This window comes from Acidisoma sp. C75 (assembly GCF_054665095.1).
The window spans coordinates 1-24,158 of record NZ_BAAFHD010000015.1 but is presented as its reverse complement, the minus strand read 5'-3'; the positions used below and the strand labels follow the sequence as shown (position 1 = coordinate 24,158).

At 67.7% G+C, this 24,158-nt stretch carries 22 protein-coding genes; 15 read left to right on the top strand and 7 right to left on the bottom strand.

Annotated elements, in window-relative coordinates:
• Positions 1-87: 87 nt before the first annotated feature.
• The 4 genes from ACYQ7X_RS16795 to ACYQ7X_RS16780 are packed head-to-tail and all read right to left on the bottom strand — an operon-like array spanning position 88 to position 3,600.
• Complete coding sequence (locus tag ACYQ7X_RS16795; RefSeq protein ID WP_459698226.1) at positions 88-666, bottom strand: class I SAM-dependent DNA methyltransferase; 579 nt, start codon at positions 664-666, stop codon at positions 88-90.
• Positions 663-1,388 (bottom strand): PIG-L deacetylase family protein, encoded by a 726-nt coding sequence (locus ACYQ7X_RS16790; protein WP_459698225.1) that lies wholly within the window; start codon positions 1,386-1,388, stop codon positions 663-665. Before ACYQ7X_RS16790 ends, ACYQ7X_RS16795 begins: the two co-directional genes overlap by 4 nt.
• Before the next feature lie 2 nt (positions 1,389-1,390).
• Positions 1,391-2,488: an acyl-CoA dehydrogenase family protein gene (locus ACYQ7X_RS16785; protein ID WP_459698224.1), complete on the bottom strand. Its 1,098-nt coding sequence runs from the start codon at positions 2,486-2,488 to the stop codon at positions 1,391-1,393.
• A gap of 8 nt (positions 2,489-2,496) precedes the next feature.
• Positions 2,497-3,600, bottom strand: coding sequence for a glycosyltransferase family 2 protein (locus ACYQ7X_RS16780; protein ID WP_459698223.1), 1,104 nt, complete (start codon positions 3,598-3,600; stop codon positions 2,497-2,499).
• A gap of 251 nt (positions 3,601-3,851) precedes the next feature.
• Here ACYQ7X_RS16780 and kaiC point away from each other — a divergent pair, with 251 nt between their 5' ends.
• The 5 genes from kaiC (at position 3,852) to ACYQ7X_RS16755 (ending at position 10,513) form a co-directional block, all read left to right on the top strand.
• On the top strand, positions 3,852-5,552 hold the full coding sequence (kaiC, locus tag ACYQ7X_RS16775; RefSeq protein ID WP_459698222.1) for a circadian clock protein KaiC: 1,701 nt from the start codon (positions 3,852-3,854) through the stop codon (positions 5,550-5,552).
• A complete protein-coding gene (locus tag ACYQ7X_RS16770) occupies positions 5,549-5,893 on the top strand; it encodes a circadian clock KaiB family protein (RefSeq protein ID WP_459698221.1) in 345 nt (114 codons plus the stop codon). The genes kaiC and ACYQ7X_RS16770 overlap by 4 nt, the downstream gene beginning before the upstream one ends.
• On the top strand, positions 5,893-7,650 hold the full coding sequence (locus tag ACYQ7X_RS16765; protein WP_459698220.1) for an ATP-binding protein: 1,758 nt from the start codon (positions 5,893-5,895) through the stop codon (positions 7,648-7,650). Before ACYQ7X_RS16770 ends, ACYQ7X_RS16765 begins: the two co-directional genes overlap by 1 nt.
• A gap of 179 nt (positions 7,651-7,829) precedes the next feature.
• Positions 7,830-9,065 (top strand): putative DNA modification/repair radical SAM protein, encoded by a 1,236-nt coding sequence (locus ACYQ7X_RS16760; protein ID WP_459698219.1) that lies wholly within the window; start codon positions 7,830-7,832, stop codon positions 9,063-9,065.
• Positions 9,066-9,070: 5 nt separating this feature from the next.
• Complete coding sequence (locus ACYQ7X_RS16755) at positions 9,071-10,513, top strand: UdgX family uracil-DNA binding protein (protein ID WP_459698238.1); 1,443 nt, start codon at positions 9,071-9,073, stop codon at positions 10,511-10,513.
• A 93-nt stretch (positions 10,514-10,606) separates the two neighbouring features.
• Here the strand turns inward: ACYQ7X_RS16755 and hisD are convergent, their stop codons facing one another.
• The gene (hisD, locus tag ACYQ7X_RS16750; RefSeq protein ID WP_459698218.1) at positions 10,607-11,893 is read right to left on the bottom strand and encodes a histidinol dehydrogenase; all 1,287 of its coding nucleotides are present in this window, start codon (positions 11,891-11,893) and stop codon (positions 10,607-10,609) included.
• 112 nt (positions 11,894-12,005) lie between these two features.
• Between hisD and ACYQ7X_RS16745 the strand changes: the two genes are divergently transcribed.
• The 10 genes from ACYQ7X_RS16745 (at position 12,006) to ACYQ7X_RS16700 (ending at position 21,786) form a co-directional block, all read left to right on the top strand.
• Positions 12,006-12,554 carry a cupin domain-containing protein gene (locus tag ACYQ7X_RS16745; RefSeq protein ID WP_459698217.1) on the top strand — a complete coding sequence of 183 codons (549 nt, stop codon included), beginning with the start codon at positions 12,006-12,008 and terminating at the stop codon, positions 12,552-12,554.
• A 138-nt stretch (positions 12,555-12,692) separates the two neighbouring features.
• Complete coding sequence (locus ACYQ7X_RS16740) at positions 12,693-14,099, top strand: APC family permease (protein ID WP_459698216.1); 1,407 nt, start codon at positions 12,693-12,695, stop codon at positions 14,097-14,099.
• Positions 14,100-14,347: 248 nt separating this feature from the next.
• The gene (locus tag ACYQ7X_RS16735; RefSeq protein WP_459698215.1) at positions 14,348-15,133 is read left to right on the top strand and encodes a DeoR/GlpR family DNA-binding transcription regulator; all 786 of its coding nucleotides are present in this window, start codon (positions 14,348-14,350) and stop codon (positions 15,131-15,133) included.
• Entirely contained in the window at positions 15,130-16,080 is a 951-nt protein-coding gene (locus ACYQ7X_RS16730; RefSeq protein WP_459698214.1) for an N-acetylglucosamine kinase, read from the top strand. The genes ACYQ7X_RS16735 and ACYQ7X_RS16730 overlap by 4 nt, the downstream gene beginning before the upstream one ends.
• Before the next feature lie 17 nt (positions 16,081-16,097).
• Positions 16,098-17,393 (top strand): ABC transporter substrate-binding protein, encoded by a 1,296-nt coding sequence (locus ACYQ7X_RS16725; protein WP_459698213.1) that lies wholly within the window; start codon positions 16,098-16,100, stop codon positions 17,391-17,393.
• 15 nt (positions 17,394-17,408) lie between these two features.
• Complete coding sequence (locus ACYQ7X_RS16720; protein ID WP_459698212.1) at positions 17,409-18,362, top strand: carbohydrate ABC transporter permease; 954 nt, start codon at positions 17,409-17,411, stop codon at positions 18,360-18,362.
• Entirely contained in the window at positions 18,359-19,225 is an 867-nt protein-coding gene (locus tag ACYQ7X_RS16715; protein WP_459698211.1) for a carbohydrate ABC transporter permease, read from the top strand. The genes ACYQ7X_RS16720 and ACYQ7X_RS16715 overlap by 4 nt, the downstream gene beginning before the upstream one ends.
• A gap of 28 nt (positions 19,226-19,253) precedes the next feature.
• Positions 19,254-20,210, top strand: a complete 957-nt coding sequence (locus ACYQ7X_RS16710; protein ID WP_459698210.1) for an SIS domain-containing protein — start codon at positions 19,254-19,256, stop codon at positions 20,208-20,210.
• 117 nt (positions 20,211-20,327) lie between these two features.
• A complete protein-coding gene (locus tag ACYQ7X_RS16705) occupies positions 20,328-20,849 on the top strand; it encodes a carboxymuconolactone decarboxylase family protein (RefSeq protein WP_459698209.1) in 522 nt (173 codons plus the stop codon).
• A gap of 163 nt (positions 20,850-21,012) precedes the next feature.
• Positions 21,013-21,786 carry an SDR family NAD(P)-dependent oxidoreductase gene (locus tag ACYQ7X_RS16700; protein WP_459698208.1) on the top strand — a complete coding sequence of 258 codons (774 nt, stop codon included), beginning with the start codon at positions 21,013-21,015 and terminating at the stop codon, positions 21,784-21,786.
• Positions 21,787-21,796: 10 nt separating this feature from the next.
• Here ACYQ7X_RS16700 and ACYQ7X_RS16695 read toward each other — a convergent pair whose 3' ends face one another.
• Together ACYQ7X_RS16695 and ACYQ7X_RS16690 are read right to left on the bottom strand one after the other, a co-directional pair.
• Positions 21,797-23,089, bottom strand: coding sequence for a DUF2169 family type VI secretion system accessory protein (locus ACYQ7X_RS16695; RefSeq protein ID WP_459698207.1), 1,293 nt, complete (start codon positions 23,087-23,089; stop codon positions 21,797-21,799).
• Positions 23,090-23,092: 3 nt separating this feature from the next.
• Positions 23,093-24,158 (bottom strand): hypothetical protein (locus ACYQ7X_RS16690; RefSeq protein ID WP_459698206.1); only part of this gene is annotated, 1,066 nt, incomplete at its 5' end.

Sequence of the window (24,158 nt, the reverse complement as noted above, 5' to 3'; positions counted from 1 at the left end):
GCGGCTCGACAGGCATCACGCCTCTACCGCCATCGCTTGCTCACTCATCTATCTCATTGCGCTCAGCGGCAAGTGGTCAAAGGCATTCTAACCGCCCGGCATCGTCAGCAGGTCGATCCGATAAAGCTCCCGCGTGCACGTCTCTGTGCGTGGCAGGCCGAGCGCCGCTATGAAGCGGGCGGCGGCGATGGCGCCGGGCTGCGGCTCTTCCCGCGCGCCGAGCCAGTTGACGAGGAGAACCTGCCCTTCGGGTAACAGCGCGGTGCGCACCCGCGCGGCGGTTCCCTCGATATCGGCTGCGCTCATGAAATAGAGCACTTCAGACAGCAGGATGAGATCGAACTGACCTGCCGGCCATTCGCCCGGCACGGCGGCCCGCTCGAACCGTGCGGTGGGGATCAAGGCACAGCGCGCACGGGCTTCGGCCAGCGGCAAATCGGAGATATCGAGCCCGAGGAAGCGCTCGCAAAGCGGCGCGATGCGGGCCGACAGGACGCCGATCGAGCAGCCGATCTCGAGCCCCGAGGCGTATCGTCGGCCGGCGAGGACAGCGCAGGTCTCGTCATACTTCGCCGTTTCGTAGCGGCTGGTGGTGAAGTTCCACGGGTCCGCATTGTCCCGGTAGAGGGCGTCGAAATACTCACGGCTGCGGGAGATGTCTCTCATGGGAAAAGAAAGGTTTCGGCGGGCTGCAGGCAGTGGTCGAGAAGCTCTTGGGGAAGGGCGAAACCTTCCGCCGCATCGGTGATCACCTGCCCGTGCTGGCTTGCATGGGCCGCGATCGCTCGCCGTTTGGCGGCAAGCGCCGCGCCCGTATGCAGCCGCACGCCGCTTGGCGGGGCGAGCGGCTGCTCTTCCTCATCGGGTCGCATCCAGCCCCAGACGGGATAGAAGAGCAGACCGGCATTCTGATGCCGGGCGAGGTCCGCGCCGATGGCGGCGGCGGCGGCATGGTCGCAATGCGGATCAAGCAGCCAGGGTGCGAGAATGAGCGAGCAACCGTGCCAGTCACACAATGCGGCGAGGCGGCGGAGAACGGCCTGGCCCTCGGCAGTTTCGGCCGAGAGGGCACAATCGGCGACGCCGATCCAATGCAGCTGCGCCGGCGTGAGGCCGAGGGCCGCTAGCGCCGCTGCCGCTTCCCGCCGGCGAAGCGCGGCCACGCGCGCGGGCGGGTGGGTCTGCGAGCCAGGGTGTGAGCGGCTGCCATCGGTCAGCACCGCAACCTGAGCCGTGATCCCCGCCGCCGCGCATTGCGCGAGCAGCCCGCCGCAGCCGAGGCTTTCGTCATCCGGATGCGGCGCGAGCACGAGCGGCCGCCGCCCCCGCAGAAGGGCGGTAAGATCGACCTCCGGTAGGGCGCGCCAGGCAGCTTTGACCGCACCCATTTTCATGCCGCCCCGCCCAGCGGTGCTACCGCATCCGTGAGATAGAAAGCGGCGGCCTTCTCCAGCGCCTCATCCAGCGCCGGCTGGCGCAGATAGGTCGCCAGATCGCGCAGCAGCTGCTCGGTGGGGCAGCCCGAGAGGAGGGCCGCGAGGCCGAGCGAGCGCTGCGCCGCCTCGAGCCCGTCGAGGCAGGCACGCTCCACCGCGCGGCGGGCGAGTGCCACCTCCGCCAGCACCTGCGGCGCCGGGGCGGTGAGATCTTCGCCAAGCGCGCTGACGCGTTCGAGCAGGCTGAGGCTCGCGCGATAGCCGATGAGGGCTTCGCCAAAGCGCAGGCGTTGATGCGGCGCTGCCGCCCTGCCGCGAGCGCGCAAGCCCCCCCGCATTTCCTCGAGCAGCCGGTGGAGGCCGCCGAGGGCGACCGCCGCTGCCCGCCAGGCGCCGGCGGAAAAGAGCGGCTCGCGCAGATAATCGCCCGGGCCGCCGATCAGCGCATCCTGTGGCAGGCTACGGCCAGTGAAGCGAACCGCGCCGGTCGTGGCCGAGCGCATGCCGGCGAGCGGCGCGGGCACGGGGCGGATCTCTTCGGAGCCGTCGAGCGTGAGCATCAGAAGCCGGGTCTCGCCGCCCGGCTCTTCCCTCGCGGTAACGAGGGCATGGCCGACATGCCCCGCGCCCGAGCAGAACTGCTTGTCGCCGGCGACATGCAGAAGGCCCCCTTGGTGGTGCAGACGTAACCCATTCGCGCCTGGCGGGTCCGTCACCCAGAGGGCGAAGAGCGCGCCCTGCCGGACGGCGGCTGCAATCTGGGCGACCTGACCCAGAGTGCCGTACTGGCTGACGAGGCGGAGAGCGTTGACATGCGCCTCATAGAGCCGGCCAAGCGAGAGGCTGGTATGGCCGAGATCGTGCAGCACGGCGAGGAGCGCCGACCCTCGGCCGGCTTCGCTGCCAAGGCCGAGCCCGCCCACGGCCTGCGGCAGGCAGGCATGCAGCCAGCCATCCTCGCGCATCTGGTCGATCGCCGCCGCCGGAAATTCGCCCTCTGCGGGTAGGTTGCCGGCCCCCGGCAGTGGCGGGAGGCCCAGAATGCTGCGCATCGCGGGCCTCAGGCGAGACGCAGAGAGGGGTGCGCGGTCATAGGCAGGCTCGGGCGGCGCGGCACCCGCAAATCCCGCAGGATCGCCTCGGCCCGCGCCGCTTCCTGGCGAAGGGCGAGCATGGCGACCGGCTGACGTTGCAGAAGCGGGCTTTCCGCCTCGATCTGCCGCCAGGCGGCGCCGAACCAGGACGTGCGGAGCGTGGCGCGAAGGGCAGGGGGCGCAATACCGAGAGCTTCCGCCAGCGCCGGGCTTTCGGCTCCCCGGACCCAGATCTTGCGCGCCGCGTGGCGGAGCCGCAGGCGGCGGAGCGCTCGGGCGGGTGTCTCCAGGCGATCGTCGGCCCACAGATCCTGGGCACGAATGCGCCGCGCGATGGTGGCCGCCATGCCGCCTTCCGCCCGGCCGATCTGGCGGCCGGAGACGACGACAAGCAACCCCGGATCGTGCCTGATCTTGCAATCGCGCTCTTCCAGGCGGCGGATCAATGCGCGATCCTCACCGAGGCGAAGGCTCGGCAGGCCGCCGACGGCGCGGTAGATCGCGGCTGTCAACGCAATGCTCGCGCCCGATTCATGGTTGTGCCGGGGCCAGGGGTCGGCGCTCGGCGGGTCGACCAGATCTTCGATTTCGAGCAGCCGGTCGGCGAGGCGGGCTTCGTTCGCGTCATCGGCGACGAGATGCGGCGGAATGGCCGCCTCGTCCTGCGGATCGATCTGCGCGCGGCCACAGACGGCATCGTATCCAGCGCGGAGATGGGCGAGGTTGCGGGCTACCCAATCGGCCGGCGGGCGCGCATCGGCATCCGTCGTCAGCACCGCGCCCTGCGGCCCGGCGCGCTCGGCGGCGAGATCGAGCACGCGCTTGCGGGCGGTGCCGGCATGCGCCAGCGCCGGGGGGAGCTGCACCTCCATTACCTGCAAGGCGAAAGGAAGAGGGCCGGGGAAGGATCGGGCGACGGCGGCGCTTCCGTCTCGCGTGTTGTTGACGAGGAGGATCACCTCGGTCGGCGGCTCCGTCTGCGCGGCCATCGCCCCGAGCAGCGGCCGTATGAAAGCCGCCTCGTCCTTGACGGGAATGGCGACGACCGAGCGGGCGATCAGACGGGACAACGGGGCAGCTCCAGGAGGTTCAGGCAGCGAGAACTGGTGCCGCTCAGCGATGGCGGAAAGTGGTGCCAGCCCGGCATCTGAGCGCAATTCTTCGGGAGGCCGGCCGCCACCCGTGAGCCTCCCCAAAGCGTGAGCGCAATGGGTGGGGCAGACGAATGGCAAAGACCGTGAACTGTAATACAACCCAGGCGGAGCGGCGGAGGGTCCCCGAGGCACCTCCCGCCGCGCCGCCAGACAAGGACCCAGCTTTCATGCTGTTCACGCCTATGATCGAGACCGAGGCTTCTCCTGGCCTGGTGAAAAGCCCGACCGGCATTAGCGGCTTCGATACGATCACCCTGGGCGGCCTGCCGGCCGGGCGGCCGAGCCTCGTCTGCGGCGCCGCCGGCTGCGGCAAAACCCTCTTCGCGACGACCTTCCTCGTCAATGGTGCGACGCGCTATGACGAGCCCGGCGTTTTCATGAGCTTCGAGGAGCGGGCGGAAGACCTGGTCGCCAATGTCTCCTCCCTCGGCTACCAGCTCGACAGTCTGATCGCGCAAGGCAAGCTCGTCATCGATCACGTGCGCGTGGACCCGAGCGAGATCGAGGAGAACGGCGAATACGATCTCGAGGGCCTGTTCCTGCGCCTGGGCTTCGCGGTCGATAGCGTCGGCGCCAAGCGCATCGTGCTGGACACGATCGAAACCCTCTTCGCCAGCCTCAAAAACGAGAGCCTGCTGCGGGCTGAACTTCGGCGGCTGTTCGGCTGGATCAAGGAGCGTGGGCTCACCGCGATTATTACCGGGGAGCGTGGTGACGGCACCCTCACGCGCCAGGGGCTCGAAGAATACGTCTCCGATTGTGTCATCCTGCTCGACAACCGGGTGGCCGAGCAGATCACCACGCGCCGGCTGCGGGTGGTGAAATATCGCGGGTCGGCGCATGGCACCAACGAATACCCCTTCCTGATCGACCATGGCGGCATCAGCGTTCTGCCTGTTACCTCCTCCGGCCTGCACCGCCCCGCGGCACGCGAGGCGGTCTCCTCCGGCATCGAAGGGTTGGATGCGATGCTCGGCAAACGCGGCTTCTATCGTGGATCGAGCATCCTGCTGTCGGGCGCGGCGGGCACTGGCAAAACGGCCTTCGCGAGCTTCTTCGCCCATGCCTCCTGCACCCGGGGCGAGCGCTGCCTCTTCTTCGCCTTCGAGGAAAGTGCCGATGAAATCTGCCGCAACGCGCAATCCTATGGGCTGGACCTCGCGGCCTGCGCGGAGGCAGGCTTGTTGCGTTTCGAAGCTTCGCGCCCAAGTCTCTTCGGGCTCGAAATGCACCTCGCCCGCATGTCGCGCGATATTGAAGCCTTCAAGCCCGAGGCCGTGGTGATCGATCCGATCTCGGCCTTTCGTGGGCCGGATTCGGAAGTGCATGCAACCCTGCTGCGCATGATCGACCTGCTGAAGAGCCACGGGATTCTTGGCTTCTTCACCAGCCTGCGTAGCGATGGCCCATCGAGCACGGCGGATCTCGGCCTCTCCTCGCTCATGGACGGATGGATCAAGCTTGAAAACGACGAGACGAATGGAGAATTGAACCGCACGCTCTACGTCATCAAGGCGCGGGGGATGGGCCATTCGAATCAGGTGCGGGAATACCGGATCGGCGATCGCGGGATCGAGTTGATCGCCCCCTATATCGGGCCTGCGGGGGTGATGACCGGCACGGCGCGGATTACCCAGATTGCGCGGGAGCGCGCCGAGAGCGTGAGCCGCCATCAGGCGGTCGAGCGCCGCCGGCGGGAATTGCAGCGCCGCCGCGCAACGCTGGAGCGCCAGATCGAGGAGCTGCGGGCGACCTTGTCGGAGGAGAAGCGGGAAGAGGCCATCCTGCTCGGCGAGCTTGATCAGCGCGAGGCGGAGTTGCTGAAGGACCAGGCGGTTATGGCGACGATGCGGGGGGAGGCGGGATGATGGATGCGGCGCAGCAGCGGGAGGTTGCCAAGGCGGAGCAGGGCGCAGGGCCGGAAGCGGAGCGCTATCATCTTCGCCTCTACGTCGCCGGGCAGACGAGCAAATCCTTAGCTGCGCTTTCTAACCTGCGGAGAGTGTGCGAAGAGCATCTCGCCGGGCGCTATGAGATCGAGGTCATCGACCTGATCCAGAATCCCCGCCTCGCGGCGGGGGACCAGATCCTCGCCATCCCAACCCTTATTCGAAAGCTGCCGACGCCGCTGAAGCGGATCATCGGCGACCTCTCAAACACCGATAAGGTGCTGGTCGGGCTCGATGTGCGGCCAGGGGCCGGCGGCTGATGGGTGTCGCGGGCCGCTTGGCGGCAGGCGCGGAGGCCGAGGCGCTGCGCGTGCGCTTGCGGGAGTTGGAGGCAAGGCTTCAGGAGAGCGAGGAAACGCTCGGCGCCATCCATCGCGGCGAGGTGGACGCCCTGGTGGTCGCAGGCCCGGCGCAGGAGCATGCGGTCTATACTCTCGAAGGCGCGGACGGCCCCTACCGCATCCTGATCGAACAGATCCAGGAGGGCGCGCTGACCCTCGATCAGGACGGCATCATCCTCTACTGCAACCGGCGGCTGGCGACGATGCTGGAGCGGGATGCGCGGGAGTTGATTGGCCGCAGGCTTGAAAGCCTGCTGCACCCCGCCCCGCAGGGCGGCTTCGCCCCCGTCCTCGCCCGCGCGCGCCTCGGGGGCACCCGGCTCGAACTCTCTCTCGAAACGGCGAGCGGTACGGCGGTGCCGGTTTCGTTGTCGCTGAGCCCGATGCCGGACCCCGAAGGCCGCCTTTTCTTCTGCGGTGTGATGACCGATCTAACGGAGCACAAGTCGCATGTCAGAGAATTAGGCGAAGCCAATGCCCGGCTGCGGGACCAGATGCAGCAGCGCGAGCGGATCGAGGAGGCTCTGCGTCAGAGCCAGAAGATGGAGGCGGTCGGGCAGCTGACCGGCGGGCTCGCCCACGATTTCAACAATCTTCTCACCGCGATCATCACGGCGCTCGAAATTCTGCAGACGCGGCTGGCCCAAGGCCGGCTGCAAGGAATCGAGCGTTATGTAAGCACCGCGCAGGATGCGTCCCGCCGTGCAGCCTCGCTCACCCATCGGCTGCTCGCCTTCTCGCGGCGGCAGACCCTCGCCCCGAAACCCACCGATCTCGTTGAACTCGTGCTCGGCATGAACGAGCTGATCCAGCGGAGCGTCGGCCCGGCCATCGCTATCCGCTGTCCGCTGCCCACGAGCCTGCCGCTCCGCGTGTTGATCGATCCAGGCCAAATGGAGAGCGCACTCCTCAATCTCTGCATCAATGCGCGGGATGCGATGCCGCAGGGCGGCGACATCACGATCGAGCTCGCCGCGGCGCAGATCGGGCCTGAGCGCGCCGAGGATCTGATGCTGGAACAGGGCGCCTACATCGAACTCAAGGTGTCCGACACGGGCAGCGGGATGACGGCCGAAGTGCTCTCACGCGCTTTCGATCCCTTCTTCACCACCAAGCCGCTCGGCGTCGGCACCGGGCTTGGGCTCTCCATGGTTTACGGCTTCGTCCAGCAGTCGGGCGGGCAGGTCAAGATTGCATCGTCACCTGGGGCAGGTACCGCCGTCTCGATCTTTCTCCCAGCGCATATGGAGGCGGCGGCCGAGACGCCGGATGCGGATCGTGGCGGGGAGGCGCCGCGCGCCGGGCGCGGGGAGGCGGTTTTGGTGGTGGATGATGAGGCCAGCGTGCGCGTGCTCCTCGCCGAGATGCTGAACGACCTCGGCTATAGGACGCTCGAAGCCTCAGAAGGCACCGCCGCGCTCGCGGTGCTGCGGTCGGACCTGCCGATCGACCTGCTGATCACTGATGTCGGCCTGCCGGGGCGGATTAACGGGCGGGTTCTGGCGGAGGAAGCGCGCATGCTGCGCAGCGATCTGCCGGTGCTCTTCATCACCGGCTATGCCGAGCACGCGATCTTGAATCCGAGCCTGTTGAAGCCCGGCATGCATCTGCAGAGCAAGCCCTTCAGCGGCGAGGTGCTGGCCCGCCGTATCCGGCAGATCATCGAGCGGGGCTGAGCGCGGCGGAGTGGCCGCGCCGCCGGCCGGCGTCGCGGTCGCTCTCCTGTGTATTGACGGGAGGTAAACCAGAACACAAAGAGAACATCTGGGGCGACGCCATCAGCCGCCCGCCGGCGGCCTTGAGCGAAGAGGCGTGCGGGAAGAGGCATCGGGCCGAGGCCTGTGGGAGGAAGGATTTGGAGCCGGCATTGCGGGTCAAGCTCGGCATCCTCGCCGATGCCGCCAAATACGATGTTTCCTGCGCCTCATCGGGCGCGCCGAAGCGGGTGGCGCGGGCCGGGGCGATCGGCTCCGTCACCGGGGCGGGCATCTGCCACGCCTATACGCCGGACGGGCGCTGCATCTCGCTGCTGAAGATCCTGCTCACCAATGTCTGCCTCTTCGATTGCGCTTATTGCATCAATCGCCGCTCGTCGAATGTGCGGCGCGCGCGGTTTACGACGCAGGAGGTGATCGACCTGACGCTGGCCTTCTACCGCCGCAACTATATCGAGGGGCTGTTCCTCTCGTCGGGCATCATCCGCTCGTCCGATTACACCATGGAGCAACTCATGCTCGTCGCGCGCGGGCTGCGGCGCGATCATGGCTTCGCTGGCTACATTCATCTCAAGGCGATCCCCGAAGCCAGCCCCTGGCTTCTGGAACAGGCCGGGCTCTGGGCGGACCGGCTCTCCATCAACATCGAACTGCCGACGCAACAAAGCCTCTCGCGTCTCGCCCCGGAAAAGCACGCCGAGCGGATCGAGGGCGCGATCGGCCAGATGCACGAACGTATTGTCGAGGCGCGGGCGGAGCGCCGGCGCTTCTCTCCCGCCGGGCAGAGCACGCAGATCATCGTCGGCGCTGACGAGACCACGGATGCGGCGTTGCTTGGCCGCAGCGCGAGCCTCTACGGCAGATACGCTCTGCGACGCGTCTACTATTCCGCCTTCAGCCCGATCCCGGAGGCCAGTGCCGTGCTGCCGGCCAAGCCGCCGCCGCTCATTCGGGAGAGCCGGCTCTACCAGGCGGATTGGCTGCTGCGCTATTACGGCTTCGCGGTGGAAGAGATCGCGGCCGGCGGCGCGCATGGAATGCTGGACCTTGAGATCGACCCCAAGCTCGCCTGGGCGCTGAAGAACCGCGAGCGCTTCCCGGTCGATGTCAATCACGCGCCGCGCGAGATGCTGCTGCGGGTGCCAGGCCTCGGCTATCGCGCGGTCGATCGCATCCTCTCCGCCCGCCGGCACACGAGCCTGCGGCTCGACGATGTCGCGCGGCTGACGCGCGGGCTGAAGCGCGTTCTGCCCTTTCTGATCGCTGCCGATCACCGGCCGGTGCGCGAGAGCGACCGCGCCGATCTCCGCCGCCATCTCGTGCCCGCGCCCGCCGCCGCTCTGCGGGGAGTGCCAGGGCAAATGAGCCTCTTTTGAGCGGCATGCGCCATATTCTGCTGGCCCCGGGCGCGGATGTGGCCGGCTTCCGCAGGGCGGCGCGCGGGCTGATCGCCGCGGCGGTGCCGCCCGAGGCCGTGCAATGGGGGAGCGCGGAGAGCGGCGATCTTTTCGCCTGCCAGGCGGCCGGGAGCGAAAGCGAGGCCGCGAGCGCGCGTGAGACGCGGCCGCCTCCGCTGCTCACCCTGCCGCGGGCGGCGGCCGATCTCATCCGTCTGGTGATCTGCCATCGCGATCCTGAGCGCTACGCTTTGCTTTACCGCCTCGTCTGGCGCCTGCTGCATGGCGAGCCTGCCTTGCTCGAAGTGCCGAGCGATCCGCTGATCCACCGGCTGGAGTTGCTGCGCCGGGCGGTGGCGCGGGATCTGCACAAGATGCACGCCTTCCTGCGCTTCCGCAGGCTGGCCGCGCCGGACGGGTCGGAGCGCTATATCGCCTGGTTCGAGCCGGACCATTTCATCCTGGAAGAGACGGCGGCGTTCTTCGTCCACCGCTTCCGCGGCATGGCCTGGTCCATCCTCACCCCGCTGGGCGCTCTTCATTGGGATGGCGAGAGCCTGCGCCACGGGCCGCCGCTGCCGCGGGCGGCCGCGCCGCAGGGGGATGATTTCGAGGCCGGCTGGGCCACCTATTACGAAAGCACCTTCAACCCGGCGCGGGTGAATACCGGGCAGATGCGCAAGGAAATGCCGATCAAATACTGGCGCAACCTGCCTGAAACGCGGGAGATCGCGCGCCTCGTCCAGGGGGCGCCGGCGCGGGTGCGGGCGATGATCGAACAGGAGGCGGCGATGCCCGCAAAGCGCGAGCCGATCAAGGCGGTGGCGGCGATGAGCCGGCAAGAGCCGGAGAGCCTGGAAGCGCTCAACCGCATCATCGCCAGCGCCGAGCCTCTCGTGCCCGGAGCGACGCGCGCGGTGCTGGGCGAAGGGCCGCTTGGCGCCGCGATCGCCTTCGTCGGCGAGCAGCCGGGCGACCAGGAGGATCTCGCTGGCCGTCCCTTCGTGGGGCCGGCCGGCCAGGTGCTGGACGCGGCGATGCGGCAAGCCGGGATTGATCGCGGCGCCTGCTATCTCACCAATGCGGTCAAGCACTTCAAATTCATCCGCCAAGGCAAGCGGCGTATCCACCAGAAGCCGACGGCGGGCGAGGTCAAGCATTACCGATGGTGGCTGATGCGAGAGTTGGGCTTCGTGCGCCCCGGCCTCATCGTCGCGCTGGGGGCAACCGCAGCACTCGCGCTCACCGGCAAGTCCGTGCCGGTCTCGCGGGCCCGCGGGGCGGCGCGCTTCCAGGATTGGCCGGGCTTCATCACCGTCCATCCCTCCTATCTTCTGCGCATCCCGGAATCCGCCGCGCGGCAAGAGGCTGAGGCAGCCTTTCTGGACGATCTCCGCGCGATCGCGGCGCTCGCCCAGCCAGCGTAACGGCTGCCATCTGCCGCGCCCGAGGGCTGGGCCCGGCGAATCTCTCGGCAGGCGAGCGCCTTCGCTCCGTCGGGCGGCAGAGACCTCCGCGCCTCAGCCGGGGCGGTTCAGCTCCAGACGCAGCGCGGCGGCGCGCCGATGGCCTTCGAGCCCTTCCGCCGCGCTCTGCCGGATCGCCGCCGGCCCGACCGCGGCGACCCCTTGCGCCGTCATCCATTGATGCGTGCAGACCTTGACATAGGACCCGACCCAGAGACCGCCGGTGTAGTGCGCCGCACCCATCGTCGGCAGCGTATGGTTGGTGCCGCTGCACTTGTCGGAATAGACGACGCTGGCAAGCGGCCCAAGAAAGAGCGAGCCGTAGTTGTTCAGATGCCGCGCCGTCTCCTGCGGATCGGCGGTATGCACCTGAAGATGCTCGGCGGCGACGGCATTGGCATAGGCGAGCATCGTCGCTTCGTCCGGGCAGAGCACAATCTCGCCGGCGCGCTGCCAGGCCTCCCCCGCCACCGCGGCGGTCGGCAGATCCTGCAGCTGGCGCAGAACCTCGGCGGCGACGGCCTCGGCGAGCGTCGCCTCGGTGGTGATGAGGCCGACGCGGGTGCGCGGGTCATGCTCCGCCTGGGCGAGCAGATCGGTCGCGATCATCCGCGCATCCCCGGTCGCGTCCGCCACGATGAAAATCTCGCTCGGGCCGGCGAGCTGGTCGATCCCCACGGGGCCGAAAACCTGGCGCTTGGCTTCGTTGACGAAGGCATTGCCTGGGCCGACGATCTTATCTACCGCCGGCACGCTCTCGGTGCCAAAGGCCATGGCGGCGATCGCCTGGGCGCCGCCGACGCGGAAGATACGATCGGCGCCCGCCATGTGGCAGCCGGCGATCATCGCCGCATGGGCGGTGGGCGGCAGGCAGGCGATGACCTCCTGGCAGCCTGCGACCTTCGCCGGCACGATCGTCATGACCGGGGCTGAGAGCAGCGGGTAGCGGCCGCCCGGCACATAGGCGCCGATTCGCGCGATCGGGATGATGCGGTGGCCGAGATGCACGCCCGGATGCAGCTCGATGTCGAGCGGCAGCATGGTCTTGAGCTGGGCTTCCGCGAAGGCGCGCACGTTGGCGATGGCGAAGGCGGTATCGGCGCGGGTGGCGGGATCGAGGCTGGCAAGGGCCGTCTCCCGCTCGGCCGGTGAGACCTCCAGGGCTGGCGGAGCGAGGCCGTCGAACTCCTCCGAGAAACGGCGAAGCGCGGCGTCGCCTTCGGCCCGGACGGCTGCGACGATGCTGGCAACGGTCGCGCCGATATCCTGGCGTCCGGCTTCCGGCGCCGGGTGCGGCGCCTTGACGTAGCGTGCGCCAGCGGGGAGGGGGGATGGCAGCATGACGCACCTCGAACCTGCGGTTGGAGCCGCCAAGGCTAGAAGAAATGCCGGGGGGTGCAATCGCCGGCGCGGCAGGCGTAGATTATTCTCACCATTTTCGAGGGAGGAACCCATGCCGCAGGTTGGCCATAAGATCCGCCAGATGCGCGAGCGCCGGCACCTCGGCTTGCGCGAGCTCGCCTTGCGCTCCGGCGTCTCGCATTCGGCGATCTCGCTCATCGAGCGCAATCGCATGAGCCCCACGGTCGAGACCTTGAGCGCCATTCTGGACGCGCTCGGCACCACTCTCACCGGCTTCTTCTCCGAACTGCAGAGCCAAGCCGGCTACAACCCCTTCTACGCCCGCGATGATTTTGTCGAGATTGGCAACTCAAGCGCTATATCCTACAGGATGATCGGGATCGACTATCCCAATCGGACAATTCTGATGCTGCACGAAACCTATGCTGCCGGGGCCGATACCGGCCCGGTCTTCTCCCATACCGCACAGGAAGCCGGCATGGTGTTGAGCGGCCGGGTGGAGCTGACGGTTGGCGCGCGTTCGCGCGTTCTGGAAGCGGGCGAGGGCTATTATTTCGATAGCCGAGAGCCGCATCGCTTCCGCAATGTGGCGCGCGGCCCGTCCGAGATTCTGAGCGCCGTCACCCCGCCGACCTACTAGGCGGCCGGATAGAATACTGAACTTCGGCCGCTGTGCTGCGCTTCGCCCCCAAAAAGCTGTTTTCTTTGGGTTGCAGACCGACCATCATGAGCGTTCTGCACGTCACATATTCCCGCACTGCAACAGGAGCTTGATACGATGGCCATTGTCAGGGGCGATCAACGATTGCACCGCAACGCCTTGGGCCTTCCCCAGATTGTGGCTTCAACCCTCGCCAATATCGCGCCGGCGGTGAGCTTCTATTTCGGCTTCGGCGTGATCGTCGGCGGTGCCGGCGTCGCCGCCCCGCTCACCATCATCGTCGCCATGCTCTGCATTCTTTTCCTGAGCAACACGCTCGCCGAGTTCTCAAAATATCGCCCCAGCACCGGCTCGTTCGTCACCTTCATCGGCATGGGCTTCGGCCCCGTCGCCGGTGCCGCCGCCTCGCTCTTCACTGTCGTCGGCTATGCCATCGCGGCGGCCGCCATCGTCGCCATCTCCGGCGGCTGGATGCAGGACACGCTCAAGCTCTTTTTCGGCATCAACATCCCCTGGCAGCTTCTCGCCACGGCGGCGACGCTGATCTGCGGCTGGCTCGTGGTCCGCGGCGTGCAGATCTCGACCCGCTGGGCCGCGGTCTTCTTCTACTTTGAACTCGCGCTGCTGCTCGTCGGCGCGACCGTCATGCTCATCGTCAGCCATGGCTCGCTCAGCCTCGCGCCCTTTTCGCCGTCGCATCTGTCGGGCGGTCTCGCCGGCATCGGCCTCGGCTTCCCGCTCGCGGTCTATGCCTTCGTCGGCTGGGAGAATTCAGCGACCCTTGCGGAGGAAACCGAGAATCCGCGCCGCAACATCCCGCGCGCGCTGCTGATCGGCACCGTCGCGATCGGCCTCGTCTACATCTACCTCGCCTATGCGACGGAGACCGCCTTCAAGAACGACGTGCATGCGATCAGCAATTCCACCATCCCCTTCATCGACGCGCTGAAGAAGACGGCCGGCGGCATCGTTTTCGTGGCTTATCTCGCCGGTGTCACCTCGGTCTTTTCCTGCCTGCTCGGACTGACCAATTCCCAGGCGCGCATCCTTTTCAGCGCCGGGCGCGAAAGCCTGCTGCCGGTGTTCTTCGGCAAGATCCACCCGGCCCACAAGACGCCGCATGTGGCGATGTGGATCTATATCCTGACCGCGCTCGTCATCACCCTCGCCTGCTGGAACCTCAGCCCGCTCGATATCTTCGCCGATACCGGGACACTCGGCACTATTCCGATCATCATCGTCTATCTGGTGACGAATATCGCTCTGCCGGTCTATATCCTCCGCTTTCATCGCAAGGATTTCGATCCGCTGCGCCATGCGATCATCCCCGCACTCGGTCTCATCCTTACGCTCTTTCCGCTCTGGGGGCTGGTGCAGCCGGGCCAGCCCGCGCCCTTCAATCTCTTCCCCGCGATGACCGGCGTTCTGCTCGTCGTCTCGATCATCTACGGCCTGCTCCTGGCGCGGCGGATGCCGGATCTCGTGCAGCGTATCGGTTCGTATGTGGCGGACGAGGAATATTGATCCGCCGACGCCTTAGTCTTCTGCCGGGGCGGTGGGCGGTTAGCGCCGATCCCGGCCGGGCCGGAAGGTAAGCCCACCCGCGGCCCGGGCTTCGCGCCGCACCAAGCCTCGACCGAGCCGGCTGGAGCGATCCAGCCGGCTTCGTCTTGTTCGGCGCCAACTTCACCAAAAACGATCATTAATGTGATTGACTCGTGGGGTATTACGTCATCACTATGATCGGTAAGATCAAACCTGAGGCAGGCCCCGTGCAGCTCGATCGCTTAGCCGCCATCCGCAGGCAGCTTTATGAGGCCGGCTCCCAGACCATTCAGGATCTGGTGGCCGCGACCGGCGCTTCGGAGCCGACCGTCCGCCGCGACCTCAAGCTTCTCGAGCAGGAAGGCGTTATCGAGCGCGTGCACGGCGGCGCCCGGCTGGCGCAGCCCGCGGGGTCGGAAGTCGCCTTCGATCTGCGTGAGCAGCGGAATATCGAGGCGAAGCGCGCAATCGCCGAAGCCGCCTACCGCCTGCTGCGGCCAGGGCAGACCATCCTGCTCGATGCTGGGACGACCGCTGCCCAACTCGCCCGCCGGCTGCGCGTGCAGCCGATGCGGCTTACCATCATCACCAACGGGCTGACGGTCGCGCAGGAGCTTGCCGCGGTCGCCGATGTGCGGCTGGTGCTGATCGGCGGGGATCTGCGGGCGGAGAACATGTCCCTGGTCGGCCCGCAGGCGGAGGCCATGCTCGGCGGGATATGGTGCGACCAGCTCTTCCTCGGCGCTGGCGCGATTGCCGAGGATGGCGCGATCTACAGCAAGGACGACCGCGAGGCGAGCCTCAACGCCCTGATGCTGCGCCGCGCCGCGCACCGGGTGCTCATCGCCGACGGCAGTAAGTTCGGCCTCGCCACCACGTTTCGCGTGGCGCCCCTTGCCGAGCTCGACCTGATTTTGACCGACCGCACGGTGCCGGCGCCCTGGCGCGAACGGCTCGGCAGGCTCGCGAAGACCGAGGCGCGCTACGTCACCCCGATTGGCGCCGGCGCATGACGCCCCTGGTCCTTGGCGTCGATGGCGGGGGAACCAAGACGCATCTGGCGCTGGCCGATGTCGAGGGGCGCGTGCACTGGCAGGCCGTCGGGCCCGGCATCGGCCCGATGGAGACGGCGCATTGGCCGGAGGTTCTGCGCGTGCTGATGCAGCCCGCGCAGCGCTTCGCCCCCCAGATCCGGCGCGCCGTCTTCGCCCTGCCGAGCCATGGTGAGATCGCGGCCGTTTCCCGCGCCCAGGAGGCTGAGGTCGCGGCGCTCGCCGCCTTTCCGCACTGCGTGGTGAACGATGTTCAGGCGGCCTTCGAGGGCGCCTTCCTCGGCGAGGCGGGCGCGCTCCTGCTGGCGGGCACTGGTTCCATGGTGTGGGCCGCGGACGCCGCCGGGCGACAAGTGCGTGTCGGTGGTTGGGGCCATGGCTATGGCGACGAGGGAAGCGCCTTCTGGATCGGCCGCGCCGCCGTGGCCTTGTTGTCTCACGCCTTCGACGGCCGGGCGGAGGAGGACGCGTTGACGCGCGCCTTGCAGGATCATCTGCGCCTGGCGGAGCCGCGCCGGGCGCAGGCGCTCGCCGAATGGTTCCACGCGGATGCCGATCCGCGGGTGCGCGTCGCCGCGCTCGCCGCTTTCGTCGATGCGCGCGCCGATGCCGGAGATGCGGCGGCGGTGGCGATTCTGGCCGAGGCGGCCGACCAGCTCGCGGCCCATCTGCACGCTGCCTGGCGACGGCTGCCGAGCTTGCCTGCCGGCGCCTGGAGCTTCGCCGGCAGCGTCGCGCGGAGCCGCATCTTGCGGCAGCACCTCTGCGAGCGGGTCATGAGTCCGCCCTGCCCACCCGCCATGCCGCCGGTAGGCGGCGCTCTATGGCGGGCCGCCACCGAGGCCGGTTGGGCGGTAGATGCCGCCTGGATCGCCGGGCTGCGCCTTGCCTTCCCCCTTCACCCCTGAACCCGAAAGTCGGACCGATGACATTGCGTGCAGCACTGCTCGCCGTCTCTCTCCTCTCCTCCCTCGGCGCGGCCTTTACCGCTGCCCCGGCCGAGGCGCAAAACGCCGCCCAGCCGGCAACGGCAGCCAAGCCCTATGCCGGCCAGCAGATCACCGTGCTTCTGCCCCCCTGGGGCACGCTGCCCAAGGCGATGATCGATGCCTTCACGGCCGAGACCGGCATCAGGGTCGCCATGCAGACGCAAGGTTGGGACCAGATCCACGCCAAGATCCTCACCGCGATGATCGCCGGCAACGCCCCCGCCGATGTCACCGAGGTCGATTGGTCCTGGGTTGGCCAGTTCAGCGCCGCCGGCTGGTATGAGCCGTTGCAGGGCAAGGTTCCGGCGGCGGTGGTGAAGGACATCGCGTCCGCCCGCATCTTCACCGTCGGCGGCAAGCTCATCGCGATGCCCTACAACAACGACTTCCGCGTGCTGATCGTCAACCGCGCGATGTTCGACCATGCCGGCATCAAGACGCTGCCGACGACGATGGCAGCACTCTGGCAAGATGCCGTCGCCTTGCAGAAATCCGGCATCGCACATCCGATCGCGCTGCCGCTCTCCGCGAGCGAAGGCACGTCCACCGCTTGGTATCTGTTGACGAAGGCCTTCGGCGGCGATCTCTTCAACGCTGCGATGCAGCCCGAATTCACCTCCCCTGATTCGGGCGGCTACAAGGCGCTCGATTGGATCGTGAAGGCGGTGAAGGCGGGGCTGATCGACCCGGCCTCGACGGGCCTCACCGATGTACAGGTGCAAGCGTTTCTCGCCGGCGGCCAAGCCGCCATTGACCTCGCGGGTTGGGCTGGCAACCTCGCGGTCTATAACGATCCCGCGAAATCCAAGGTTGCCGGTCACGTGGTCGCGGCGCTGATGCCGAGCGCGAGCGGCCGTAGCCGCAGCTTCGGCCTGCCCGAGGCGCTCGGCATTCCCACCAACGCCGCTCATAAGGGCGCCGCGCTCGCCTTTATCGACTGGTGGATGAAGCCCTCCGTTCAGATCTCCGCCTACCAGGCGCTCGGCGATCTGCCGACGAGCACGGCCGCGCTCAATGATCTCAGCAAGGAAGGCAAGCTGCCGAGCGGCAAGGTTCTGCTGCAGCAGATCCCGACGGTTGAACCGCTCTTCGCCCAGGGCACGCCCGAATGGTATCCGCAGTTCAGCGCGGGCGTCTCCTCCGCCATCAACCAGGCGGCGAAGGGCCAGCTGACGGTGCCGCAGGCGATTGCCGCGATCGCGGCGGAGGCCAAGAAGGCGCAGGCCCAATAGGGCGCGGCGGCCACAATGCCGATGGCGATAAGGCTGCGGGCGATGGGGGGCGGGCGGGCTGCCCGCATGGGCGCGCGAGGCCCGAGGCGTGGCGGCGGAGGCACGGGGGATGCGCGCCTCGGCCTGCTGCTCGCGCTGCCCATTCTGGTGCTGATGGCCGGCCTCGTCTTCTGGCCGCTCGCCCTTACCCTGTGGGACAGTCTGCACCGGATCGACCCGATGCGCTCCGGCACGCCATTCATCGGCCTGCGCAACTACGCTCTGCTGTTCTCCGATTCGGATGTAAGGCAGGCGGCGGCGAATACCCTGTTCTATGTCGTCATCGCGGTCGTGGTGGAGACCGTAGGCGGCGTCGCCGTGGCGCTGCTGCTCAACCAGCTCAAGCGCGGGCGGAAATGGGTGCTCGCCGCCGTCATCCTGCCTTGGGCATTGCCGCCCGTCGTCAACTCCATCATCTGGCTCTGGATCTACAACCCGAGCTACGGCGTTCTCAACGGCGTGTTGAGGGCGCTCGGCGTGATCGGACATAACGTCGTCTGGTTCAACGGCCGCTGGACGGCACTGCTGCTCATCGCGGTCGTGCACATCTGGCGGATGCTGCCGATCACCGCGGTCATCGTGCTCGCCGGGCTGCAAGCCATTCCGGGTGAACTCTATGAAGCGGCACGCATGGATGGTGCCGGTGCGGCAAGCCGGCTCACCCGCATCACCTTGCCGCTCATCGGGCCGAGCCTCGCGATCGCGATGACGCAATCGACAGTGCTTGCCTTCAATCTTTTCGACGAAGCATGGATCCTTAACGGCAGCAGCGGCGATACGCGCACGCTCCTCATCCAGGTTTACATGTCCGCCTTTCAGGATCTGCATTTTTCCTATGGCATGGCGCTCTCGGTGCTCGTCATGTTCGCTTCGCTCGCCGTCTCGCTCCTCTACGTTCTCCGCGCATCGCGCGAGCGGGTGGTGGAATGATGCGCAAAACCCTGCCCGCGCTCGCCATCCGGCTCGGCACGCTGCTGTTGCTAAGCTGGAGCCTGCTGCCCATCCTCTGGGCGGTTCGGTCGAGCCTGACCCTGCCGGCTGACCTGACGGCGGCGCGCTTCCGCCTCTTGCCGCCCGCTCTCACCTGGCAGCACTACGCCAATCTGCTCGGTACGCGCAGTGCCTTTCAGGGCGAGGCGACGCAATCCGTCTGGCCGCAATTCAGCCGCGCCCTCCTCAACAGCCTGGTGACGGCGAGTGCAGCGACGGTGGTGACGGTGCTGGCCGCCGCCCTTGGCGGCTATGCCTTCGCCCGGCTGCGCTTTCCCGGCCGGGATCCGCTGTTCGCCCTCATCGTCGCGACCCTCGCGATCCCCGCCTATACGGTGATGATCCCGCTCTACCGCATCATGGTCAGCCTGCACTGGGTGGATACCTATCTCGGCGTCACCCTCGTCTACGTTTCCGCCTTCCTGCCGCTCGCCCTCTGGCTGATGCGCAGCGTCTATCGCGGCTTGCCGCTTTCGCTGGAAGAGGCCGCCTGGATCGATGGCGCCGGGCGCCTGCACACGCTCTTCCGCATCGTCATGCCGCTCGCGGCACCCGGCCTGATCGCTGCCGCGATCCTGACCTTTCTGACGGCCTGGGGGCAATTCCTCATTCCGCTCGTCTTCTCGCCGACGCTCGCGACGAAGCCGCTGACCGTGCTGATCCCGGAATTCGTCACCAAGAACTACATCGATTACGGGCTGATGAACGCGGCCGGCGTGCTCGCGATCGTGCCGCCCCTTTTCTTCGTCATCTTTCTCAACCGCTACCTGATCAGTGGGCTGACCACCGGATCGGGCAAGTAGCGGCTGCGCCACAGCGACAGGATCTATCATGAACGCCACCGAACGCGGGATTTTCGAACAGTTTGCGCTCTGGTCGGGAGCGCCGAGCCCCGCGCCACTCGCCGATGCCGACGCGCTGCATGTCTTCGTCGGCTGCGGCACCTCCTTCTACATCGCGCAGGCGATCGCGGCGGCGGCCAACGCCCAGGGCCAGCAATCGATCGCCGTGACGGGCGGGGAATGGTGGCACCGGCCGCAGTACCATCTCGCCCCCGGTCGGCGCGCCCATGTCATCGTCCTTTCGCGCAGCGGGGAATCGACCGAGACCGTGCGCGCGGCGGAGGTGAGCCGTGCCGCCGGGCACCGGGTGACAGCGCTGACCTGCGCGGCGGAGAGCGCCATCACCCGCTTCGCCGATGTGGTGCTCTATGCGCCGACGCATCCCGAGGAAGGCATCGTGATGACCGCTTCGGCAAGCCTCATGCTGCTGATGGGGCTTCGTCTCGCGGGTGTTGCGGTCGGAGCGGCGGAGCGTGCGGCAGCGGAAGCGCTGCTCCAGGCGGTGGACGGTGCCGCCCGCAGCCTGCTCGAAGGGCGCAGCCATTTCGTCTATCTCGGCACCGGCCCGCTGCAGGGGGTGGCGCAGGAAGGCGGCCTCAAGCTGCAGGAGATGAGCTTGAGCTACACGCAGGCCTATTTCACTGCCGACTACCGCCACGGGCCGATCACCCTCGCGGACGAGCGGAGCGTCGCGGTGCTGCTCTATACGCCGGAGCGCGATGCGGACGAGGCGCGGCTCGCGGCGGACTTGCAGGCCCGGGGTGCGCGCGTGCTCGGCCTCGGCGGCCCGGGCAGCCTCTCCCTGCCGGTCGGCGGTGGCGATGCGGCGCGTGGCCTCGTCTGCCTGCCGGCGCTCCAGATTCTCGGGGAGCGTGCGGCGGTGCTCAAAGGGCTCGATACCCGGGCGCCGCGGGGGCTCTCCAAAGTCGTCATGCTCGGGGCGTAAGCGCGCGATTCCCTCCGGCCGGAATCTGCGTTAGCCTCGCGCCATCGTGCCGCCGGGCGCCGTCTCGGCGGCCCGGATGGCGCCACGGATGGCCAAGCCGGAGGGAGACGACCCAGCATGCCGCGCCCGCGCGTGACCCCTTGGCAGGAGGGCGAGCCCGTGCCGCGCGCCCTTCTCGAAGCGATCAGGGCGCGGCGGGAGGATGGCGCGCTGCTGCCACTCGATGCCGTGCTGCTGCGCAGCCTGCCGCTGGCCGAGGGCTGGAACGCCCTCCTCGGCCGCGTGCGCGGCGCCTTCGCGCTGCCGCTGATCTATCGCGAGATGATGATCTGCCGCGTGGCCATCCTCAACGGCGCTGCGTTCGAATGGGAAACGCACGAACCCGTCTATCGCGCCGCCGGGGGCAGTGCGGCGCAGTGCGCGGCGCTGCGGGGCGAGACTTTCGCTGCCGCGGCGTTCGACGAGACCGAGCAACTGCTCTTGACGATGACAGACCAATCAACCCGCAGCGTGGCGGTGGATGATGCGGTGATCGCCGCGCTCGTCGCCGGGCTTGGCGAGACGCAGACGGTGGAGGCGGTGGCGACGGTCGCGGCCTATAACATGGTGTCGCGCTTCCTCGTCGCCCTCGGCATTTGAGGCGGGCGCGCCACCTTTATCGCCGAGGCCGGAGCTTCTAGGGTGCTGTCTCGGGCATCGGCATGGTTTCGGCGCTGCGGTGCCGTATGCGGCCCCTCCCGGCCCCGCCTGCGGTCATGGTCGGTCCGGGCTCACTTTCTCTTCAACGGATGGGAACAACCCCGTGTATCTCGATAAGTTCAAGCTGACGGGCAAGATCGCCGTGGTCACCGGCGCGGCGCAGGGAATCGGCTTCGCCTGCGCCGAGGCGCTGGCCGAGGCGGGCGCGCGGGTGGTGATTACTGACATGAAGGAAGCGGCGGCAGGAAGTGCGGCCGCGGCCCTCACTGCCAAGGGGATGGCGGCGGAGGCCGAGGTTCTGGACGTGACCGATCCGCGTGCCGTGGAGGCGCTGCAGGAGCGGCTGGTCGCCCGGCATGGGCGGGTGGATATCCTCGTCAACAATGCCGGCATCGCCATCAGCAACCGGCCGGCAGAGACGATGGATGACGCAACCTGGCTGAAGGTTCTGGATGTCAATCTCAACGGCACCTTCTGGTGTTGCCGCAGCTTCGGCCAGGGCATGCTGAAGCAGGGCGGCGGCGTGATCGTCAATATCGGCTCGATGTCGGCCGAGATCGTCAACCGCCCGCAGGAGCAGGCGCAGTACAACGCCTCGAAGGCGGCGGTGCATCACCTCACCCGCTCGCTCGCCGCGGAATGGGCCGCGCGGGGGGTGCGCGTGAACGCGGTGGCGCCCACCTATATCGAGACGCCGCTCAATGCCTATGTGCAGCCCGATTCGGAGATGTATCGCCTTTGGATGAACGGCACGCCGATGAACAGGCTCGGCCAACCGGAGGAGATCGCCTCCGTCGTCCTCTTTCTGGCGTCCGAGGCTTCAAGCCTGATGACCGGCTCGATCGTCCTCGCCGATGGCGGCTATACCTGCTGGTAGCGGCCGCCGCTCAGTCGAGCTTGAGGCCGAGCCCCTTGGCGAAGCGCAGCAGTTCCGCTTCGAAGAGCCGCTCGATCGCGGCCATAGTGGTGCAGGCGGCGAGTGCCGCGCGGAGCGCTGGCGCGAGCGGCAGCCCCGCCATCTGCTGCTTGAAGGCAGCGACGTGCAGCGCCTCGCTCTCGGCGGAGGGCGCGGCCGCCGCGGCTTCGGGTGTCGGCAGCGGGGGTGGGGGCGGCACCGGCGGTCCGAGGATCAGCCGCTCGAACTGCAAGGCGTGGCGTTCCCGGGGCAGCCTCAGGCGGCGCGGTTCCAGAGCGACGTAGCAATCCGTCACATCCCGCCCATCGGCGAAGGGGGTCGCGACCGTCGCGCGCCAGACGAGATCCACCCGCATCGCGTCGAGATCGATATGCAGCGTGTCGAGCGGTGCATCCAACTCGTCGAGATGCGCATGCAACGGCAGCGCGCGGCTGCGGTTGATGAAGAGGCGGAGAACAAGGTCGGGCAGCGTGCTCGTGAAGCTCGCATAGGTCGGATGGAGATTCTCGAAATAGAGCGTCTCGCCGCCGGACAGATAGGGGCTGAACTGCTGATCTTCCGGCGCGCTGTTGTGGAAACCGAAATCGAAATCCTCCGGCGGCAGCGGGTTGCGCCGGTACAGCCAGGCCTCGTCATGCGTGCCGGCAAGCCGCGCACGGGGCTGCAACTGCTCAGGGAGCGGGCCGAAGCCAGCCGGCCGGGCCGGGCTATCCCAGCGCAGCTGCTGCTCCTCGGCCGGATGAATATTGGCGACCGGCAGGGTTTCGCCAGGCTTGGCGCGAAAGCCGCCATAGCCCTTGCCCCAGGGGTTGAAGGGGGATCCGGGGCCGCCGAAGGCGTATTCCAGGCGCAGGGGCATGGCGTGGAAGGGGATCGGCTGCGATAGCTCAAGCTCGATCTGGCGGCGATAGGCGCGGTCGCCGAAGACCCGCAGGCTCTTGCGCCAGGCGCCGATGCCGAAGGTGACGGTGAGGGCGGTGGCATAGCCGCCATCGCGCGCGAAGGCCCGGCCGAGCAGCGTGACATCGGTGCGCGGCTTGAACGGGGCGTGGTCTCCGCCGTAGCGGAGGCTCGTGCCGATCTCATCGGCGAAGGCGAGGGGGCCGGAGATCCCCGCCTGCCGCTCGCGCGCGGCGAGGCCGCATTCACCGTTGATCGCGAGATCGAGACTGGCTTTAGCGACGAGCGTCAGGAGGTAATCCTCACGCCGGAACTGCGAAAGGCTGGAGGTGACCTGGAGCGGTGCATTGAAGAAGTGTCGCATCGCTCAAACCGTCAGGACGCGGGAAACTTGTTCAGCCAGTGCCTCCAGAACCTTCACCTGCTGCGCGATCGTTTCGCGCTTGAGCCCCTCTGCCTCCAACTCGCTCCTCAGCTGCGCATTGAGCAGCTCCAACGCGCTCGTGTTCTGCAGCGCAAGGGTCTCGAGCCTGGTGACAAGCAGCTCCGCCTCCGCCTTCTTGGCGAAGGCGCTCGTCGTCGCGGCGATTTCGCTGCAGGTGACTTTTTGCCCGTTGAGATCGTTGGTAAAGGTGGTACCTCCGGTCACGGTGACGGAACTCCCTTGCAGCAGCATTGCCCCGCCCGCGGTGATATTAGCAGACCCCCCGGGCGTGACCGTGAGATTGTTGGTCGCGGAGAGCGTGAGCGCCGCGCCGGCGAGGGTGGTGCCGGCAGCATCCGCCTTGAAGGCGAGGGGCGCCGCGGCGGAGGCGGCATTGATCTTGACCTCATCGGCGCTGATCTCGATGCCGTTGGCGGTGAGCTTGATCGTGCTGGTGCCGACCGCGAGGGTGATGCCGGCCTGCTCGATCACGAGCGTCGGCAGCTGCAGATTGGCCGCCAGCGCCTTGTGATCGCCGTTGAAATAGCTGCGCGCCTTGGCCATCAACAGCCCGAAGGCGAGAATGCTCGCCGCCGTGACGCCGTTCTGCGCGCCGAGCACCGCGCCTCCGCCGGAATCGAGGTCATCCTGCGCCAGCACCATCTGGGCCAGCGCCTCACCCCCGGCCGTGGCCGCGGCGGAAACCGCGGAGACCGCCGTGGTCCATCTCTTCCGCGCCGAGAGCGTCGCACCATCGCGGTAGCCGAAAACGATCTTTTCGTTGGTGAAGCGGGCGAAGCCGCTATCGAATCCATCGATGCCCTGGGTGAGGCCGCCATCCGAGGCATCGAACTGATAATCGGTCGTGCTGAGAGCGCCGAGGGTGAAGGGCGTGCCGGAGAGGCTCACCTTCGGCCCGACGCTATAGGAATAGGAGCCGATCGGGCTCCAGGCGAAGTTGCTCGCGAAGCCGGCTGAGCCGCTGACGGTCGAGCCGGCGGTATAGGTG

Coding starts and splice junctions, on each gene's coding strand:
- ACYQ7X_RS16795 (WP_459698226.1), bottom strand. CDS start 666: ATGAGAGACATCTCCCGCAGCCGTGAGTATTTCGACGCCCTCTACCGG.
- ACYQ7X_RS16790 (WP_459698225.1), bottom strand. CDS start 1,388: ATGGGTGCGGTCAAAGCTGCCTGGCGCGCCCTACCGGAGGTCGATCTT.
- ACYQ7X_RS16785 (WP_459698224.1), bottom strand. CDS start 2,488: ATGCGCAGCATTCTGGGCCTCCCGCCACTGCCGGGGGCCGGCAACCTA.
- kaiC (WP_459698222.1), top strand. CDS start 3,852: ATGCTGTTCACGCCTATGATCGAGACCGAGGCTTCTCCTGGCCTGGTG.
- ACYQ7X_RS16770 (WP_459698221.1), top strand. CDS start 5,549: ATGATGGATGCGGCGCAGCAGCGGGAGGTTGCCAAGGCGGAGCAGGGC.
- ACYQ7X_RS16765 (WP_459698220.1), top strand. CDS start 5,893: ATGGGTGTCGCGGGCCGCTTGGCGGCAGGCGCGGAGGCCGAGGCGCTG.
- ACYQ7X_RS16755 (WP_459698238.1), top strand. CDS start 9,071: ATGCGCCATATTCTGCTGGCCCCGGGCGCGGATGTGGCCGGCTTCCGC.
- hisD (WP_459698218.1), bottom strand. CDS start 11,893: ATGCTGCCATCCCCCCTCCCCGCTGGCGCACGCTACGTCAAGGCGCCG.
- ACYQ7X_RS16745 (WP_459698217.1), top strand. CDS start 12,006: ATGCCGCAGGTTGGCCATAAGATCCGCCAGATGCGCGAGCGCCGGCAC.
- ACYQ7X_RS16740 (WP_459698216.1), top strand. CDS start 12,693: ATGGCCATTGTCAGGGGCGATCAACGATTGCACCGCAACGCCTTGGGC.
- ACYQ7X_RS16730 (WP_459698214.1), top strand. CDS start 15,130: ATGACGCCCCTGGTCCTTGGCGTCGATGGCGGGGGAACCAAGACGCAT.
- ACYQ7X_RS16725 (WP_459698213.1), top strand. CDS start 16,098: ATGACATTGCGTGCAGCACTGCTCGCCGTCTCTCTCCTCTCCTCCCTC.
- ACYQ7X_RS16720 (WP_459698212.1), top strand. CDS start 17,409: ATGCCGATGGCGATAAGGCTGCGGGCGATGGGGGGCGGGCGGGCTGCC.
- ACYQ7X_RS16715 (WP_459698211.1), top strand. CDS start 18,359: ATGATGCGCAAAACCCTGCCCGCGCTCGCCATCCGGCTCGGCACGCTG.
- ACYQ7X_RS16710 (WP_459698210.1), top strand. CDS start 19,254: ATGAACGCCACCGAACGCGGGATTTTCGAACAGTTTGCGCTCTGGTCG.
- ACYQ7X_RS16705 (WP_459698209.1), top strand. CDS start 20,328: ATGCCGCGCCCGCGCGTGACCCCTTGGCAGGAGGGCGAGCCCGTGCCG.
- ACYQ7X_RS16695 (WP_459698207.1), bottom strand. CDS start 23,089: ATGCGACACTTCTTCAATGCACCGCTCCAGGTCACCTCCAGCCTTTCG.